Here is a 17,414-nt window from a genome sequence, read left to right on the forward strand (position 1 = left end):
GGCTCACCTGGCCTTCTGTTGCTGGGCTTCCAGCCGCCGCACCACGTAGCCCAGCGGCAGGGTGATCACCAGGTAGGCGGCACCGGCCAGGATCAGCGGGGTGGAGTCGGCGTACTCGGTCGCCAGGTCGCCGCCGAACTTCGACAGCTCGGTGGTCAGCGAGGTCACGCCGAGCACGAACACCAGCGAGGAGTCCTTGAACAGCAGGATCAGCTCGTTGGTCAGCGGCGGGATCACGATCCGCAGCGCCTGCGGGATGACGATCGACACCATCGCCCTGGTGTGCGACATGCCCAGCGAGCGGGCCGCCTCCATCTGCCCGCGCGGCACCGCCTGGATGCCCGCCCGGAAGGTCTCCGCCATGTAGGCCGAGGCGACCAGGCCGAGCGCGACGGCGACCGTGCCGTACTGGTCGAACGGGAACTTCAGACCGGGGAAGGCCACCGGCAGGCCGAACCCGAAGATGAGGAAGACGACCAGGGCGGGCAGCCCGCGGAAGACCTCGATGTAGGCCAGCGCGAAGCCCCGGTACACCGCGATCGACGACAGCCGGGCCAGCGCGACGACGAGGCCGAGGATGAACCCGACCACGTAGGCCGACAGCGTGTAGATGACGGTGTTCTTGAGCGCGATGGTGATGAGCTCCGGGAACGCCTCCTTCGCCACGTCGAGGTCGGCGAAGTTCTCCACCACCGCTTTCCAGTCGGCGGAGAGGGCGATGAAGAGCACCGCGGCGGCGAAGATCGCGTACTGCACGCCGCGGCTGACCTGCTGGCGCTTGCGCGGGCTGAGGCGGGCCCGGGTCACCGGGCCCACCTCTTGGCCGTGGCTCACTTGCCCGATGGGGTCGACTTGGGCTTGGAGCCCATCCACTGCTCGTACGACTTGGCCCAGGTGCCGTCCTTGATGGCGGCGTCGAGCGCGTCGTTGAGGGTCTTGAGCAGCTCGGGGTTGCCGCCCTTCTTCACCGCGATGCCGTACTGCGCGCCGGTCTCGATCTCCGCGCCGACCTCGTACTTGTCGCCGAGGCCCTGCTTCTTGAGCCACTCGTTGACCACGGGCAGGTCCTGCAGCACCGCGTCGACCTGACCCGCCTGGTAGGCCTGCAGCTGCTTGCCGGAGTCCTCGAACTCGACCGGCGTGAAGCCCTTCTCGGTGGCGTAGTCGAGGCTGGTGGTGCCGCGCTGCACGCCGAGCTTCTTGTCCTTGAGCTGGTCGAGGCTGGTGATCCCGGAGCCCTTGGGCACCATCAGCGCGATGACCTCGTCGAAGTACGGGTTGGTGAAGTCGAGGTTCTGCTTGCGCTCGTCGGTGATCGTCATACCGGCGGCGGCGACGTCGCACTTGCCCGAGTTCAGCGCGGCACCGCTCTTGATGACGTCGAACTGGATGTCGACGATCTCCTGGGTGACGCCGAGCTTCTTGGCCGCGAGGTCGACCATGTCGACGTCGAAGCCGACCGTCTTGTCGCCCTGCTTGAACTGGAACGGCGGGTACGGCAGGTTCGTGCAGGTCTTGATCTTGCCTGCCTCGACGAGCTTGACCCCGTTGGCCGCGGTGTTGCCGCCGCTGGAACCGGTGGAGCCGCCGTCGGAGCTGCCGCAGGCCGCGACCGCGAGTACCAGCGCGGGCAGCAGGGCGAGCACCTTCAGCTTGGATCGACGCGCCACGGTGTCACTCCTCATTCATCTCAGGTGCGAGGTGGGACGCATACTGCCACTCGGTGCCGAAACTGTGCACTACTCGTCGGTTTGTCACATGTACGCATCCTATTTGTTGCGTAGACGAGACGCCGGACGCAGTTTTTCCCGCTACCGGTGTTTCGAACCGCAAGATGCACGGCGATCAGGCCGTCCGGCCGGGGCCTGGGCAGCAGTGTGAGATCTCCCGTCGAGTCCTCATCGCAACAGATCACGAACTGTGGGCGCCAGGGGTGTTCGTCACCGGTTGCCACTACTCTTCCCGTACGTGGACGGTGATCTGCCCTACGAGCGCGTGATTCCCGCCGACCGGTGGCTCGGCTCCCTGCTGGCTGGCGCGGTCGGCGACGCGTTAGGAGCGCCGATCGAGTTCCTCTCCATAGACGAGATCCGCGGCCGCTTCGGCGAGGCTGGCGCGACCGGCTATGAAGAGGCGTACGGCGGCCGTGGTCGGATCACCGACGACACGCAGATGACCCTCTTCACGCTAGAGGCGATGATCCGCGGTCACCTCGGTCGACGTCTCATGTTCTTCGAGCAGCAGCCCGCCTCGGTCATCCAGCACGCCTACCAGCGCTGGTACCACACGCAGGGCACCCCTTGGCACCAAGCGGGCGGCTCTTACGCGATGGAGGCCGAGCCCGACGGTTGGCTCATCCGCGAGCGTGGGCTCTACCACCGCCGCGCGCCCGGGGCGACGGTCCTTACAGCGCTCAAGGGCTTCGCTGCGGGAGCTGACAGGGGCACTCTGTCCCACCGCATCAACGACTCGAAGGGCTGCGGCGCCGTCATGCGTGCAGCGCCGTGCGCGCTGTGGTCGGAAGACCCGCTCGACGCCTTCGTCGTCGCGGCCCAGTCCGGGGCTCTTACCCACGGCCACCCCAGCGGCTACCTCACCGCGGGCGCGCTCGCCTTCATGGTGCACCGCCTGCTCGACGGCACCGACCTGCCGACCGCGCTAACCGAGGTCCGGGCCGAGCTGGTGACCTGGGAGGAGTCCGCCGAGACCGTGGCCGCCCTCGACGACGCGGTCGACCTGGCCGGTCGGGGTCGACCGACCCCGGAGACGCTGGCCAAGCTCGGCGGCGGCTGGGTCGGCGAGGAGGCGCTGGCCATCGGGGTGTGCGCGGCGCTGGTGTCCAACACCCTGCCCGAGGGGCTGCTGCTGGCGGTCAACCACTCCGGCGACAGCGACTCGACCGGCGCCATCTGCGGCAACCTGCTCGGCGCCGTGCACGGGGTCGAGCAGCTGCCCGACGAGTGGCTCGCCGGGCTGGAGCTGCGCGAGGTCATCGAGGAGCTGGGCCGCGACGCGCTGATCGAGTTCAGCCCGACCAACTCGCTGGCGGAGCCGGGCTGGCGGGAGCGCTACCCGGCCTGGTGAGTGGTGGCGAAAGACTGACAAGCGGGGCACCTTCGTGGACACTGGCCGCGCAGCAGGACCGAGCAAGCGGGAGCACGCGTGAGCCAGCCGGCATTCGGCGGAGACGGATTCCAGACCGAACAAGAGCTGCGCCGCTGGTCGGCCGACGTCGCAGCCAGGGCGGAGCGCTACCAGGCGATGCAGGCGGAGGTCGCCAGAGTGGCGGTCACCGAGTCCTCGCGCGACGACCTGGTGGTGGTGACCGTTGACGCTACCGGCGCGGTGACCGACCTGGTGATCAGCGACCGGGCGGGTGAGTTGCCCGGCGCCGAGATCTCGGCGTTGGTCCTGACCACCATGCGTAAGGCCCAATCCCGGATCACCGGCGAGGTCGCCGAAGTCATGGAGCGCACCGTCGGGGACGACCCGCAGACGGTCGCCGCGGTGGTCGGGTCCTATAGGGAGAGGTTCCCGGAACCGGAGCCCGACGCGGAACGTCCAACCGCGAGCACCGTCGACGAGATGCGCCTGGGGCGGGTCGACGACGGTGAGGAGGCCCTCCGACCACCACCGACCCGCACGAACCGCCCAAGCCGTGATGACGACGACCCGGATGACGACTGGGGCGGATCCTCCATCCTGCGCTGAGAAGGAGTCCCACGGTGCCCGACGGATACGGCGTACTCATCGATGAGCTCGGCGCGCACGCCGGTCGCCTCGACGCCCTCAACGACCGGTTGGAGCAGGCGCTCGACGCCGCCAACCAGGTGCACCTCGGCAGCGACGCGTATGGCGTGATCTGCCAGTTCTTCGTGCCGATCGTGCAGGCCGTCAGCCAGCCCGCCGTCGACTCGATCCGCGAGGCGAGCACCACCATGGACGCCACCGCGGGCGGGGTCCGCGAGACCGCCGGGTCCTACGGCAACACCGAGCGCGCCAACACCCAGCCCTTCTCCGGCGGTGCCCGGTGACCAACCCCTTAGTCGCCGCGCGCGAGGACTCCACCAAGAGCTACACCGGCATCGGGCTGGTCGAGTCCGCCGCCGACATCTACAACGGCGTGCAGAACGGGTCCTGGGTCGAGGGCGGCCTCGGCGCGCTCGGCGGCGGCCTGGAGGTGCTGTCGCTCGCGCTCGACCCGATCGGCACCCTCGGCCAGTACGCGATCTCGTGGGTCATCGAGCACGTCAAGCCGTTGCGCGACGCGCTGAACTGGCTCGCTGGCGACGCCGACCAGATCTCCGCGTACGCCCAGACCTGGAAGAACGTGTCCCAGGCGGTCGGCGCGGTCGCCACCGATTTCGGCACCGAGGTCAAGAACGGCACCTCCGCCTGGACCGGTCCGGCGGCGGACACCTATAGGTCGAACACGGCGGCGCAAGGCCAGCACATCACGGCCGCAGCGAGCGGCGCCGGGACGATCGGCACCGTCGTCGAGGTGGTCGGTGCCCTGGTCGGCGTGGTCCGCGGGATCGTGCGCGACCTGGTCGCCGAGTGCATCTCCACGCTGCTGCTGCGCTTGCCGCAGTGGCTGGCCGAGGCCGGTTTGACGTTGGGTCTGGCCACGCCGCACATCGTCGCGTCGGTCGGCGCGCTGATCGCCAAGTGGGTCGGGCGGATCACCGACGTGATCACCAAGCTGATCCGGTCGGTCGAGAAGCTGCGGCCGATCCTGGCGAAGCTGGGCGAGATCTGGGAGGCGATCAAGTCGGGTCTGCGCGGCCTGCGCACCACCCCGCGCGGTGCCGACACGCCCAACGCGCCCGACATGGTCCGCAGCACCCCTGCTCCGGTAGACCCTCCGTCGACGACCGGGCAACCGGATCTGCCGACACAAGCGACGCCTAACGCGCCGTCGACCTCGACGGCCCCGAGTGGATCGTCCACTCCGACCACGAGCACCAGCAGCGCGCCTCCTACGCCGTCTACTACTACGGCACCCAGCGGGACATCGTCACCCTCGACCACGCCGTCGTCGGTTACGCCTACGGTCACGCCGTCCTCGTCGACAGTGCCCAGCGGATCCACGGTTCCCAGCAGCTCCACCGTTCCCGGTAGCTCTACCGTGCCCAGCGGCTCGACGGTGCCTAGCGGGTCCACGGTTCCCAGTGGCTCCTCGGCCACCCCCACTACCGGTGGTGGCGGCGGTGGGACCCCGCCGGTGAAGCCGACGACGCCGGGATCGTCTGGGCCGCACTGGACTGACACCGTGCGCGGCAAGTTCACCGACGCCGAGTGGGCCGACTTCAAGAAGGCGATGGACAAGCTCGGCGCCGACCCGAAGGCGGGCGACGTACCGGGGTCCGGGCAGCTGACGCCGCACGAGCGGGACCTGATGGCGCGCGCGATGAAGGAGGTCGAGGTCACCAACGGCACGCTGATGCAGAAGGTGATCCCGGACGCCGATGTCGCCAACTACATCAACGGCAAGTACACCGAGGTGGGGGGCTTCGTCGCACGCCACCAGGACGCCGGTGTGCTCAACACGCCCGCCGACCTGATCAACGGCAACCGGCTCGACTACGTCGGCACGCCTTACGACGTCTCCCAGCCCACCATCCACACCATCGAGTTCCCCGCGTCCGACGCGTCGCTCTATAGGACGCCAGTCGGTGCGCCCTCGATGGACCCGTCGGTGCCCGGTGGCCTTGGCGCGACCGACCCGAGGGTGCTCGCCGCGCGCGACGACATGATCCACGCGGTGGAGAACGCGGGCGTCAACCCGGACCGGTACAGCCCGTCGATCAACCAGTGGCCTTACACCGGAGCCGGGGTCACTGCGCACCCGACGATGGGTGTGCCGGAGTTCCAGATGAGCAGCCGGATGCCGATCCCCGACGGCGCGACCATCAACCAGTTCGACGCGGCGGGCAACAAGACCGTCGTGGCTGTGTATGACAGTGTGCTCGGGTGGGTGAAGCCCTGATGACGTACACCGGACCACGCTCCGGGGAGTTCGCGGTGGTGCGCGGGGTGACGCACCCGTGCACCTTCTCGCCGAACAACGACCGGGTCGTGCTCAAGACCAAGCAGGTCGACAACCCGGACGCGACCCTGTTCTCCTGGCACGACCGCTACGGCGGCTGGGTCGCCGACCTGACCTCGGCCGACTGCGACCGGGTGTACTCGGCCAGGTCGTACGGCAAGTGGCAGGGCCACCGGGTGGCCATCGAGTCCGTTGTGGACGGCGTCGCCGCGGTCACCTACGCCGACTCGAACGGCGGCTGGGCCGCGGAGCACGGCTTCACCGAGGTCGACCGGTACGAGTACCGCAGGGACGTGCCCGCCGCCGAGCTCGGCGACGTGCACGAGGAGCAGCGGGACCTGGGGTTCGCCCGGTGGCGGGAGCGGACGTTCGGGTGACCGGGAGTTTGAGCGACCACGAGCGGGCCTTGACCGCGCGGGTCCACGCCATCATCGCGCTGGCGCCGGACACGCCGCTGGTCAAGGTCCTGCCCCCGTGGGCCGTGGACCGCTACCTGCGCCACGAGGTGTCACCGGGCGCGGCGGGCGCGCACCCCCCGTTCGACTACCGGCTCGTCGGTGGCACTGTCGCCCGGCTGCAGGACTGCGCGAACCTGCGGACCCCGCGCGACTTCCACCAGGCCTTCCGGTTGGACTACGCGGGCAGCCCGTTCCACCCGGACATGCCGGTGCTGCACACCATGGAGTTCATCGCCGAACACCCCGACCGGTACGTCGTGCCCTTCGGGGCCCCTACCGGCCCCCGCGAACCCGCCTACGAGATGACCGCGGCCGCTCTAGCCGCGGGAGTCGACCCCAACACCGTCCGCACCGAGTTCGCCCCTTGGCCCTTCACCGGCACAGGCATCACCGGCGGCGGCCCGTTGGCCCTACCTGAGTGGTGGCGGCAGCCCGGCTTGATCCCCGCTGGCAGCCGCATCACGGCCCACACCGCGACCGGACCCCACCCCGTAGCCCTGTGGACAGCGTCAACCTGGACCTCTTTCCCCAAGGACTCGCGATGACCTACCAGCGCCCCCGCACCGGAATCATCGCCACCCTCGACGGCCGCGAATACCCCGCGACCCTCGCCGACCAGGGCCAGGTCACCCTCCTGTCGACCACCGACCCGGCCGACCCCCGCTTCACCCACACCCCGTCCGGCTGGCACAGCACCATCCCCGCCGCCGCCCTAGAGCGCCTCGACGAGGTCTCCACCCGAGCCGACCACCTAGGCCACGAATGCCTGGTCGTCGGCATCTCCGCCCAGGGCTCCGCGGGCCTGTACTACCTGGGCCCGGACAAGTCCAAAGCCGCCGCCGACGGTTTCGTCCAGATCGACCCGGGCACTTGGGCCAAGAACGCCCCCATCACCGAACTCACCAACTACCGCGAACACCACGCCGACCTACTCTTCACCACCTGGCTGACCCACTCCTAAACCCACCCCCACCTGCCAAAACCCCCACCGCCAGCCGCCCGCCCCGAACGACCCCAGCCCCCACCCTGTCCCGGGGGGCGTCCCCAGGCCCAGTCTACCGGAGGGGGTCGGCGAGCAGGGCGATGATGATCTTGCCTGTGGATAACTTGTCGCCCAACAGAGGGAAGTCAAGATCGCCCGGGTAGGTGAAGTTAGCGCGAGCAAGGTGACGGAGCGGGGAAACGCCAGGTCAGGGGCGCAGGTAGTACGAGAGCTCAGGCCGCTGACTTTCGGCCTGACAACCGAGTCCGCAACGAGCAGCACCGGACTTAGTGGAGATCGGCCCAGCGATGTATTCGCGGTTGGCCGTGTAGGCAGTCCTGGGTGAAATCCATACCCAGCACGGTGAGCCGTTGGTTTTATTTGCTCGGCCAGCCACAGCCGGGCGGCAACGCTCGCACACCACGAGACGATCTCCACACCATGGGCAAGCGATGGCTGCTGACGACTCTTCGTCGAGCCCTAGCGGATCGAGACGCTCCGGTGCCGGAGGAGCACACCGCAGCCAGCCAGCCGGACCCCGGTCTGCAGGTGGCCTTGGCTGAGTACAACCGGCGCGCACTGCTGGTCCAGGTCACAGTCGCCCGCATGGACCAGTCGCTCACCCTCCTCATAGGCGGTCTCGCGGTCTTGGCCTCAGCCGAGGGCGTTCTCTTCGCGGGCTTGTGGACTGCCAAACCGCTGGCCTTCTACTGGGGAACCTCGTTCCTGTCGGCCGCGGCCGCAGCGTTCAGCTGTGCAATTCTGGTGCGCGACGCGAAGACGCGCTTGGTCCAGACTCGTGCGGAGCAGGCCCAGGCTCGCTTGCGCAACTACTTCGTCTCGCTGGCTCCTGAGATCAGGCCCTACCTGTCGGACACCATCCACGACGACTGGCCGACGCCGTACTCGGCGGGGACGCGCAGCTTCACCTACCGGGCTTGGCTGGCCATCGCGGCACTAGCCGGGGCTTGTGCTGGGCTCAGTTGCGCTGCCGCCCTGGCCACGAGCGTGCACCACTGGTGGATCGTGGCGGCCGCAGGGGTCGCCGTCACGGCTGGGGTTGCGGGGGAGCTCACCCGCCTCGTCCGGAGGTGGCTCCGGAAGCTCAGTCAGGCTTACACACCGCTGTTCCCGGGGTTCGCTGACGAACGCCGAGACCGCGACGGATGACCTACCAGTGCGACGACCGAGCTGTTGTGGTCGGCGCTGAACTCAGCAGTCCTCGGTCTTGCTAGGCCCGGTGGGCAGTTCCCGCTGCTCCCAGCCTGGTCTGCACACGAGACCTCGAATCCCTCCGAGCTGCTGGCTGCGATCCTGCGGGTGACGTTGGCAGGAGCGTAAGACGGCGGAGCGGATGAACAGGAGCGTGCGGTAGTGCGAGAGCAGTGGTCGGAAGCGGAAGCGATCGCCGAGCAGGAGCGGTTGCGGTACGCGGTCGAAACCGTGGCGCCAGAGGGGTTCGAGCCCAAGACAGCGACCGGCTTGGATGTCCACTACACCGAGAACGCCCTGGTAGCAGCCGCCTGCACGATCGACCTGGGCACCGACGAGCTCATCGACTCAGCGACCTGCACCGGCCCGGAGACCTTCCCCTACATCCCCGGCCTCTTCGCCTTCCGAGAGCTTCCGCTGCTTCTAAGAGCCATCGAGCAGCTAGCCACGCCCCCAGAAGTCCTCGTCTGCGACGGCCAAGGTCTAGCGCACCCACGAAGGTTCGGCTTGGCCTGCCACGCGGGGGTTCTAACCGGCATTCCATCCCTAGGCGTCGGCAAGAACGCGTTAGGCGAGTTCACGGCGCCAGGACCACATAGAGGCGACTGGTCAGCCCTAACTGATGCCGGGGAGACAGTTGGGCGTGCCTTGCGCACTCAGCCCAACGTCAAGCCGGTGTTCGTGTCCGTCGGCCATCGGATCGACATCGACACGGCCACCGACCTCGTGCTCAAGCTGGCGCCGAGGTACCGCCTGCCGGAGACGACCCGGCAGGCGGACCAGCTGTCCCGGCGTTAGGCCCGGGCGTGCGCGTCGAGCAGGTGCGCGACGGCCTCGGTAACGCGCTCGGCTTGTTTCACGTGAAGCCACTCGTCGGGCACGTGGGCGTTGCTGTCCGCGCCGAGGGCCCCGGTGATCACGAACTGGGCGTCCGGGTAGAGGTGGGCGAGCAGGCCCATGAACGGGATCGAACCGCCGAGGGAGACCGTGCCCCAGGGGTTGCCGAAGATCTCGCCGGACAGGGCGTCGAGGGCATCGCGCAGCCACGGCGCCAACCGCGGCGCGTTCCAGCCGTCCGCCGCCTCGGTCCTGGTCAGCTCGACCGTGGCGCCGTAGGGGACGTCCGAGGTCAGGGCGTCGCGGACGGCCTCGAGGGCCACGAGCGAGTCCGCGGTCGGGGGCAGCCGGAAGCTCAGCGTCAGCGTGGTGAACGGCCGCAGCACGTTGCCCGCGTCGACCGGCTCGGGGAAGCCGCTGGCACCGATGACCGACAGGGTCGGCCGCCAGCCGTTGTTCAGGACCAGCTCGACCTCGTCGTCGTCCACCGGCCGGGTGTCACCGTGCAGGGGGAAGAGCGCACGGACGGTGCCCGGCGCGGCGGCCACCGCCTGCGCCGCTTCACCCGCCCGGTCGTCCGGGATGTCGACGTGCATCTCCTTGATCAGGATCTCGCCGGACTCGGCGTCCTCGACCCGGTCGAGCAGCCTGCGGATCACCCGGAACGAGCTCGGCACGACGCCGCTGGCGAGACCGGAGTGCTGACCGGCGTCCAGCACCCGCACCGTCAGGTCTACCGACGCGAGGCCGCGTAGCGACGTGGTCAGCCACAAGCGCTCGTAGTCGTTGCCGCCTGAGTCAAGGCACACGACCAGCGACACTCGGCCAAGCTGGTCGGAAAGGTGCTCAAGGTACGCGGGCAAGTCAGGGCTACCGGACTCTTCACCGGTCTCTAGCAGCACCACGCACCGAGCGTGGGATCCCTTAGAGGCGCGGACAGCCTCGATCGCCGCTGTGGCCGCGTAACCCGCGTAGCCGTCATCAGCCGCGCCACGTCCGAACAGCTTGCCGTCGCGCAGAACCGGCGTCCACGGGCCAAGCCCCTCGCCCCACCCGCCAACCGGCGGCTGCTTGTCGAGGTGCCCATAGAGGAGCACGGTGCCCTTGTCGTCGTCACCGGTGGCGGGCACGTCGAGCAGCAACACAGGGGTGCGGTCAGGCAGTTTCACCACGTCGACGCGCGCACCCTGGATGTCGCGCGCGCTGATCCACGCGCGCAGGTGCTCGATGGCACCGTCGAGGTGCCCGTTGGCGGCCCAGTTCGCGTCGAAGTTCGGCGAGAGGGCGGGTATGGCGATGAAGTCCGACAGGCTGGGCAGGATCTCTGCCTCCCACAACTCCCGGACTGTCTGCTGCACGGCTGTCTTGTCCACATCGCCGATACTGCCACCAGCCCCGACCGCCTACCCCATCAGCGCGTCCCTCCTCAGGGGTTCATCAGGTCGAGGCGGGCAGGGTCGGTGTCGGCGCGCGGCCGGATCCGTTCCCGCACCGCGCCGCGCGCCGCCCACCCTTCTGTGACGCAGCTCACCGGCAGGTCACGTGCGGGTCGCGCCCGCGCCGACGGCGTCCACTTGAGCTGCTCCGGACCCCGGCAACTGGGACCCCCTACCGTCGGTTGTCCAAGCGTTTTCGCAGCTCAACAGCACCCTGTGGACAATTCAAGGCGCCCGTGGGCTCACTGCTGCACACTCTCCCGTGTCAGGATGTGAGAGCAACGCCGTCAGCGCCGACGGTGGCCAACGCCCCAACCAATTGGCGGTGGAATCGGCGGCGCGTCCGCATGCCGTCGCCACGAGCGACTGCGCGGCACAGACATCGAGGAGAACGCGCATGTCGTCCCCAGAACAGTGGACGCACCCGGAACCCCGGGAGGGGCCCGCGGCCACGGCCGCCGCCCCGACAGCAGAGCAGGTGATCGCGGGTTTGCGTGCGACCAGTGAGGGTGGGCCCGAGTTGGTCCAACTGCTGACGCCCGAGGGCGAACGGCTGGAGAACCCCGAGTTCGACCGGTACGTCGCCGACGTCACCGCCGAGGACCTGCGCTCGCTCTACCGGGACATGGTCCTGGTGCGCCGCGCCGACCGCGAGGCCAACGCCCTGCAGCGGCAGGGCCAACTGGGCATCTGGGTCCCGCTGCTCGGCCAGGAGGCCGCGCAGATCGGGTCCGGCCGCGCGCTGCGCGACACCGACATGGTGTTCCCCAGCTACCGCGAGCACGGCGTCGCCTGGTGCCGGGGGATCAGCCCCAAGGAGATCCTGGGGATCTTCCGCGGCACCGACCACGGCAGCTGGGACTCCAACGCCAAGCGCTTCCACCCCTACACCATCGTGATCGGCAACCAGGTGCTCAACGCCGCCGGTTACGCCATGGGGCAGCGGTTCGAGGGCAAGGTCGGCGACGGCGACAGCGAAGCGACCATGGTGTTCTTCGGTGACGGCGCGACCAGCCAGGGCGACGTGCACGAGGGCTTCGTGTGGGCGGCGGTGTACGACGCGCCGCTGGTGTTCTTCTGCCAGAACAACCAGTGGGCGATCTCCGAGCCGACCGAGCGCCAGTCGCGGCTGCCGCTCTACCACCGCGCCCGCGGCTACGGCTTCCCCGGCATCCGGGTCGACGGCAACGACGTGCTCGCCACCCTCGCGGTGTCGCGGTGGGCGCTCGACGAGTGCAGGCACGGCAACGGCCCGGTGCTCATCGAGGCGTTCACGTACCGGATGGACGCGCACACCACGACCGACGACCCCACCCGCTACCGGCACTCCGACGAGTTGGAGGCCTGGAAGCTCAAGGACCCGATCGAGCGGGTCCGGGTGCACCTGGTCCGGCACGAGCACGCCGACCAGGACTTCTTCGACTCGGTCCAGGCCGACGCCGACGAGCTGGCCGCGGACCTGCGCGAGTTCTGCTTCAACATGCCGCACCCGCCGGTGAACCAGATGTTCGACCACGTCTACGCCGAGGCCAGCCCGTTCGTCGACGCCCAGCGCGACGAGTTCCTGGCCTACCAGGCCAACTTCGCCGGAGGTGAGCACTGATGGCCGCACCCGTGTTGAACAAGAAGCCGGGGGCCACCACGGCCACCCAGTCGCTGACCCTGGGCAAGGCGCTCAACCAGGGTCTGCGGGCCGCGATGGAGGCCGACCCCAAGGTCATCGTGATGGGTGAGGACGTCGGCAAGCTCGGCGGCGTCTTCCGGATCACCGACGGCCTGCAGAAGGACTTCGGCGAGCACCGCGTGCTCGACACGCCGCTGTCGGAGTCCGGCATCATCGGCGCGGCCGTCGGCCTCGCGGTGCGCGGGTTCCGCCCGGTCTGCGAGATCCAGTTCGACGGGTTCATCTTCCCCGGCTTCGACCAGATCGTGTCCCAGGTGGCGAAGCTGCACGCGCGCACGCTGGGCCGGGTCAAGGTCCCGCTGGTGATCCGGGTGCCCTTCGGCGGTGGCATCGGCGCCGTCGAGCACCACTCCGAGTCCCCCGAGTCGTACTTCGCGCACACCGCGGGCCTCAAGGTCGTGTCCTGCTCCAACGCCGTCGACGCCTACTGGATGATCCAGCAGGCGATCCAGTGCGACGACCCGGTGCTGTTCTTCGAGCCCAAGCGGTTCTACCACTCCGGGTTCATGAAGACCGAGGTCGACACCACCGCCACGCCCGACCCGCTGTTCGCCTCCCGCGTGGTGCGCGCGGGCAGCACGGCGACCGTGGTCGCCTACGGCCCGTCGGTGAAGGTCGCGCTGGACGCGGCGACCGCGGCCGAGGAGGAGGGGCGCTCGCTGGAGGTCATCGACCTGCGCTCGCTGTCCCCGCTGGACCTGGGGCCGGTGTTCGAGTCGGTGCGCCGCACCGGTCGGCTGGTCGTGGTCAGCGAAGCGCCCTCGGAGGCGTCGCTGACCTCGGAGATCGCCGCGCGGGTGCAGCAGGAGTGCTTCTACTCGCTGGAGGCGCCGGTGCTGCGGGTGACCGGGTTCGACACCCCGTACCCCCCGGCCAAGCTGGAGGAAGAGTTCCTGCCCGACCTCGACCGGGTGCTCGACGCCGTCGACCGATCGCTGGCGTGGTGACCTGTGCCTGAGTTCAAGAGCTTCCCGCTGCCCGACACCGCCGAGGGCCTGACCGAGGCCGAGATCCTGAGCTGGCACGTGCAGCCGGGGGACGCGGTGGTGGTCAACCAGATCATCGTCGAGATCGAGACCGCGAAGGCCGCCGTCGAGCTGCCCTGCCCGTGGGCGGGTGTGGTCACCGAGCTGCACGTGCAGCCCGGCCAGACCGTCGAGGTGGGCACGCCGATCCTGACCATCGACGTCGACCCGGGTGGCGCTGCCGCGCCAGCCCCGGTCGCCGCCGCTCCCGCCCCGGCCGCGGCCGACGGCGAGGAGGAGATGAAGCCGCTGGTCGGCTACGGCGCCAAGGCGGTCACCGCCAAGCGGCGGGCCCGCCGGGGTCCCGCCGTCCCGGTGGAACCCGCGGCCGCGGCGGCGCAGAGCACGGTCGCCGCCGCGTTCGAGCACCACCAGGGTCCGCTGCCGGACAGCCCGCCGCCCGCCCTGCCCAGCCTGCCGAAGGTGCCCGACACCCCGGCCGCGCTGGTGGACCTGCCCGGCGGCTACGTGCCGCTGGCCAAGCCGCCGGTGCGCAAGCTGGCCAAGGACCTCGGCATCGACCTGCGCAGCCTCGCCGGTTCCGGCGACAGCGGCGTGATCACCCGCGCCGACGTCGAACGGGCCGCGCAGGCTGCGGTGGCGCCGCCGCAGCCCACCTCGACGAGCAACGGGGTGGCCCCCGCGCGCGGTGAGCGGCGGGTGCCGATCAAGGGCGTCCGCAAGGTCACCGCGCAGGCCATGGTCAGCAGCGCCTTCACCGCGCCGCACGTCACGGAGTTCCTGACCGTCGACGTCACGCCGATGATGGAGCTGCGGGCCAGGCTCAAGGACCACCCGGAGTTCCGCGGCGTCAAGATCACCCCGCTGGTGTTCTGCGCCAAGGCCCTGGTGACCGCGATCAAGCGGACCCCGGAGGTCAACAGCGCCTGGGACGAGGCGGCGCAGGAGATCGTCTTCAAGGACTACGTGCACCTGGGCATCGCGGCGGCGACACCGCGCGGCCTGATCGTGCCCAAGATCCGCGACGCCGACACCCTGTCGCTGCGCGAGCTGGCGGTGGCCCTGGAGGCGCTGACCAGCACCGCCCGCGAGGGCAAGACCCAGCCCGCGGACATGGTCAACGGCACCATCACGATCACCAACGTCGGCGTCTTCGGCGTCGACACCGGCACCCCGATCATCAACCCCGGCGAGTCGGCGATCCTGGCCTTCGGCGCCATCCGGGACACGCCGTGGGTGGTCGACGGGGAGATCAAGATCCGCAAGGTGTGCCAGCTCGCGCTGAGCTTCGACCACCGGTTGATCGACGGTCAGCAGGGTTCGGAGTTCCTGGCGGCGATCGGTGCGCTGCTGGCCGACCCGGCGCTGGCGATCACGTACTGAAGCGGTGGAGCGGCCGTGGGGAGCTGGGCTTCCCACGGCCGTTCACATCTCTGGAAGTTTTTTCGGTGGCGATGTCGAGAACCCCCGGCCTGCTCCGTCCCCGGGGTGATCGCGACCAGAACGGGTCGCACCAGCGCCGAGGAGAACCACGATGGCCAAGTACCTACTGCTCAAGCACTACCGCGGCGCGCCTGCTCCGGCCAACGACGTGCCCATGGACCAGTGGACGCAGGAGGAGATCACCGCGCACGTGCAGTACATGAGCGACTTCGCCGACCGGCTCGAGAAGACCGGCGAGTTCGTCGACGGCCAGGCGCTCGCCCCCGAGGGCACCTTCGTCCGCTACGACGGCGAGGGCCGCCCGCCGGTCACCGACGGCCCGTTCGCCGAGACCAAGGACCTCATCGCGGGCTGGATGGTGATCGACGTCGACAGCTACGAGCGCGCCGTCGAGCTCGCCGGTGAGCTGTCGGCCGCGCCGGGTGCCGGTGGCGAGCCGATCCACGAGTGGCTCGAGCTGCGCCCGTTCCTGGCGCACCCGCCCACCATCACGGAATGAACGAGGCGCTGCTGCGCGGCCTCACACCGGGCGTCATCGGTGTCCTCGTCCGCCGCGGAGCCGACTTCGCGGCGGCCGAGGACGCCGTGCAGGACGCCCTGCTGGAGGCCGTCCGCGCCTGGGCGGCCGACCCGCCGCGCGACCCCAAGGGCTGGCTCATCACGGTGGCCTGGAACCGCTTCCTCGACGCCACCCGCGCCAACACCGCCCGCCGCCGCCGCGAGGACCTCGTCGAACCCGCGCCGGAGTCGACCCCCGCCGTGGACGACACCCTGCAGCTCTACTTCCTGTGCGCCCACCCCTCGCTGACCCCCTCCTCCGCCGTGGCCCTGACCCTGCGCGCCGTCGGCGGCCTGACCACCCGCCAGATCGCCCAGGCCTACCTGGTCCCCGAAGCGACCATGGCGCAACGCATCAGCCGCGCCAAACGCACCGTCTCCACCGTCCGCTTCGACCAACCCGGCGACGTCGCCACCGTCCTCCGCGTCCTCTACCTCGTCTTCAACGAGGGCTACTCCGGCGACATAGACCTAGCCGCCGAAGCCATCCGCCTGGTCCGACAACTGGCCGCCGCGATCGACCACCCCGAAGTAGCCGGGCTACTAGCCCTGATGCTCCTCCACCACGCCCGCCGCCCCAGCCGAACCACCCCCGACGGCAGCCTGGTGCCCCTCGCCGCCCAAGACCGCGAGCTCTGGGACACCCACCTGATCGCCGAGGGAGTCGCGATCCTGCAAGCAGCCCTCGCCCGCGACCAACTCGGCGAATTCCAAGCCCAGGCAGCGATCGCCGCCCTACACGCCGACGCACTCGCCGCCGAGGAGACCGACTGGGTACAGATCGTGGAGTGGTACGACGAACTCGTGCGGTTGACGAACAGTCCAGTGGTTCGCCTCAACCGCGCGGTAGCGGTGGGGGAGGCGGACGGAGCCCGAGCTGGACTGGCCGCGTTGGTAGGACTGGAATCCGTGCCGCGGTACTTAGCGGTGGCTGCGTATCTGCATGAGCGGGATGGTGATGCGGAGTTGGCAGCGCGGTTGTACGCGGAGGCCGCCGCGAAGGCTTCGAACTTGGCAGAACGAGACTATTTGGTGCGGCAGGCTGCGCGGCTCAATTCAGGGTGAGGACGTAGCTGCACTTGTCCACAACGCCTTCCGTTATCCACAGGCCCTGGTTGCTGCTCCGGCTTTGTCGGACTCTCTCGGTAGGCTGTATATCGGGGGCTCCTGTGGCGGATGATCTTGCGAGTGCCTGGTTCTGCGGCGCCTGATTGTCCACAATGGCTTCACTTGTCCACAGCTGCCGATCTGCTGCTCCCGTTTGCTCGCGCCCTCTCGCAGGCTGCGCATCGGGGGCCGCTTGAGGTTGTTGATCTTGCCTGGGTTGTCGTGTGTGGTTTGGTTGTCCACAACGGGTTTGCTTGTCCACAGGGCGCCGCTCGATGCTGCCATTGTGTCGGTGGTGCGCGGTAAGCTGTGTATTTGGGGGCTTTCGATCAGGTTGATCTTGGCGTAGGCCGTGGTTGGGAGTGCGGGGCAAGGGATTCGGGCCTCCGCCTTCGGCTCCGGTGAACGGCTCGCCTTCGGCATTGCATCTGATCCGCGACAATGCGACGAGCTCGATGGGGCGAACTTGTTTTGCGCGGGGCCTTGGTTTCAGGTGATGGGTGCGCCACCGTGGTTGATCAGCAGTTCGTTCATCTTCTCGGTGGGCGACGCCCAGCCGAGGGTCATGCGGGGTCGCCCGTTGAGTTGTCGGGCGACGAAGTCGAGATGGGCTTGGGAGTGGACCGACAGGTCCGTTCCCTTGGGAAAGTACTGACGCAGGA

17 protein-coding genes are annotated in these 17,414 nt (G+C 69.2%); 14 read left to right on the forward strand and 3 right to left on the reverse strand.

Going from position 1 to position 17,414, the window contains the following annotated elements:
- Nucleotides 1–3 precede the first annotated feature (3 nt).
- The gene (locus tag LV75_RS28585; protein ID WP_253890388.1) at nucleotides 4–807 is read right to left on the reverse strand and encodes an amino acid ABC transporter permease; all 804 of its coding nucleotides are present in this window, start codon (nucleotides 805–807) and stop codon (nucleotides 4–6) included.
- Between the two features lie 23 nt (nucleotides 808–830).
- Nucleotides 831–1,670, reverse strand: a complete 840-nt coding sequence (locus tag LV75_RS28590; protein ID WP_253890390.1) for an ABC transporter substrate-binding protein — start codon at nucleotides 1,668–1,670, stop codon at nucleotides 831–833.
- 298 nt (nucleotides 1,671–1,968) lie between these two features.
- Between LV75_RS28590 and LV75_RS28595 the strand changes: the two genes are divergently transcribed.
- From LV75_RS28595 to LV75_RS28635, 9 genes are all read left to right on the forward strand, one after another.
- Nucleotides 1,969–3,084, forward strand: a complete 1,116-nt coding sequence (locus LV75_RS28595; protein WP_253890391.1) for an ADP-ribosylglycohydrolase family protein — start codon at nucleotides 1,969–1,971, stop codon at nucleotides 3,082–3,084.
- A gap of 78 nt (nucleotides 3,085–3,162) precedes the next feature.
- Nucleotides 3,163–3,711, forward strand: a complete 549-nt coding sequence (locus LV75_RS28600) for a YbaB/EbfC family nucleoid-associated protein (RefSeq protein WP_253890392.1) — start codon at nucleotides 3,163–3,165, stop codon at nucleotides 3,709–3,711.
- A gap of 14 nt (nucleotides 3,712–3,725) precedes the next feature.
- Nucleotides 3,726–4,034 (forward strand): type VII secretion target, encoded by a 309-nt coding sequence (locus LV75_RS28605; protein ID WP_253890394.1) that lies wholly within the window; start codon nucleotides 3,726–3,728, stop codon nucleotides 4,032–4,034.
- Nucleotides 4,031–5,989 (forward strand): WXG100 family type VII secretion target, encoded by a 1,959-nt coding sequence (locus LV75_RS28610; protein ID WP_253890396.1) that lies wholly within the window; start codon nucleotides 4,031–4,033, stop codon nucleotides 5,987–5,989. Before LV75_RS28605 ends, LV75_RS28610 begins: the two co-directional genes overlap by 4 nt.
- Complete coding sequence (locus LV75_RS28615) at nucleotides 5,974–6,426, forward strand: hypothetical protein (protein WP_253890398.1); 453 nt, start codon at nucleotides 5,974–5,976, stop codon at nucleotides 6,424–6,426. The genes LV75_RS28610 and LV75_RS28615 overlap by 16 nt, the downstream gene beginning before the upstream one ends.
- Nucleotides 6,423–7,052: a hypothetical protein gene (locus LV75_RS28620; protein WP_253890400.1), complete on the forward strand. Its 630-nt coding sequence runs from the start codon at nucleotides 6,423–6,425 to the stop codon at nucleotides 7,050–7,052. The genes LV75_RS28615 and LV75_RS28620 overlap by 4 nt, the downstream gene beginning before the upstream one ends.
- A complete protein-coding gene (locus tag LV75_RS28625) occupies nucleotides 7,049–7,468 on the forward strand; it encodes a hypothetical protein (RefSeq protein WP_253890401.1) in 420 nt (139 codons plus the stop codon). The genes LV75_RS28620 and LV75_RS28625 overlap by 4 nt, the downstream gene beginning before the upstream one ends.
- 462 nt (nucleotides 7,469–7,930) lie before the next feature.
- Nucleotides 7,931–8,659, forward strand: coding sequence for a hypothetical protein (locus LV75_RS28630; RefSeq protein WP_253890402.1), 729 nt, complete (start codon nucleotides 7,931–7,933; stop codon nucleotides 8,657–8,659).
- Between the two features lie 204 nt (nucleotides 8,660–8,863).
- Nucleotides 8,864–9,499 carry an endonuclease V gene (locus LV75_RS28635; RefSeq protein WP_253890404.1) on the forward strand — a complete coding sequence of 212 codons (636 nt, stop codon included), beginning with the start codon at nucleotides 8,864–8,866 and terminating at the stop codon, nucleotides 9,497–9,499.
- Here LV75_RS28635 and LV75_RS28640 read toward each other — a convergent pair.
- On the reverse strand, nucleotides 9,496–10,920 hold the full coding sequence (locus LV75_RS28640) for a M20/M25/M40 family metallo-hydrolase (protein WP_253890442.1): 1,425 nt from the start codon (nucleotides 10,918–10,920) through the stop codon (nucleotides 9,496–9,498). The two genes, LV75_RS28635 and LV75_RS28640, sit on opposite strands and share 4 nt — an antisense overlap.
- A gap of 451 nt (nucleotides 10,921–11,371) precedes the next feature.
- On the opposite strand from LV75_RS28640, the gene pdhA reads away from it, so the two are divergent.
- The 5 genes from pdhA to LV75_RS28665 all read left to right on the forward strand — a co-directional run bounded on the left by pdhA (nucleotide 11,372) and on the right by LV75_RS28665 (nucleotide 16,710).
- Nucleotides 11,372–12,577 (forward strand): pyruvate dehydrogenase (acetyl-transferring) E1 component subunit alpha, encoded by a 1,206-nt coding sequence (pdhA, locus tag LV75_RS28645; RefSeq protein WP_253890405.1) that lies wholly within the window; start codon nucleotides 11,372–11,374, stop codon nucleotides 12,575–12,577.
- A complete protein-coding gene (locus tag LV75_RS28650) occupies nucleotides 12,577–13,605 on the forward strand; it encodes an alpha-ketoacid dehydrogenase subunit beta (RefSeq protein WP_253890407.1) in 1,029 nt (342 codons plus the stop codon). The genes pdhA and LV75_RS28650 overlap by 1 nt, the downstream gene beginning before the upstream one ends.
- 3 nt (nucleotides 13,606–13,608) lie before the next feature.
- Entirely contained in the window at nucleotides 13,609–15,027 is a 1,419-nt protein-coding gene (locus LV75_RS28655) for a dihydrolipoamide acetyltransferase family protein (RefSeq protein ID WP_253890410.1), read from the forward strand.
- Between the two features lie 151 nt (nucleotides 15,028–15,178).
- On the forward strand, nucleotides 15,179–15,586 hold the full coding sequence (locus LV75_RS28660) for a YciI family protein (protein ID WP_253890412.1): 408 nt from the start codon (nucleotides 15,179–15,181) through the stop codon (nucleotides 15,584–15,586).
- On the forward strand, nucleotides 15,583–16,710 hold the full coding sequence (locus tag LV75_RS28665) for an RNA polymerase sigma factor (RefSeq protein WP_253890414.1): 1,128 nt from the start codon (nucleotides 15,583–15,585) through the stop codon (nucleotides 16,708–16,710). Before LV75_RS28660 ends, LV75_RS28665 begins: the two co-directional genes overlap by 4 nt.
- Nucleotides 16,711–17,414 lie beyond the last annotated feature (704 nt).

This window comes from Actinokineospora diospyrosa, from assembly GCF_024171925.1.
Classification (GTDB): Bacteria; Actinomycetota; Actinomycetes; order Mycobacteriales; family Pseudonocardiaceae; genus Actinokineospora; species Actinokineospora diospyrosa.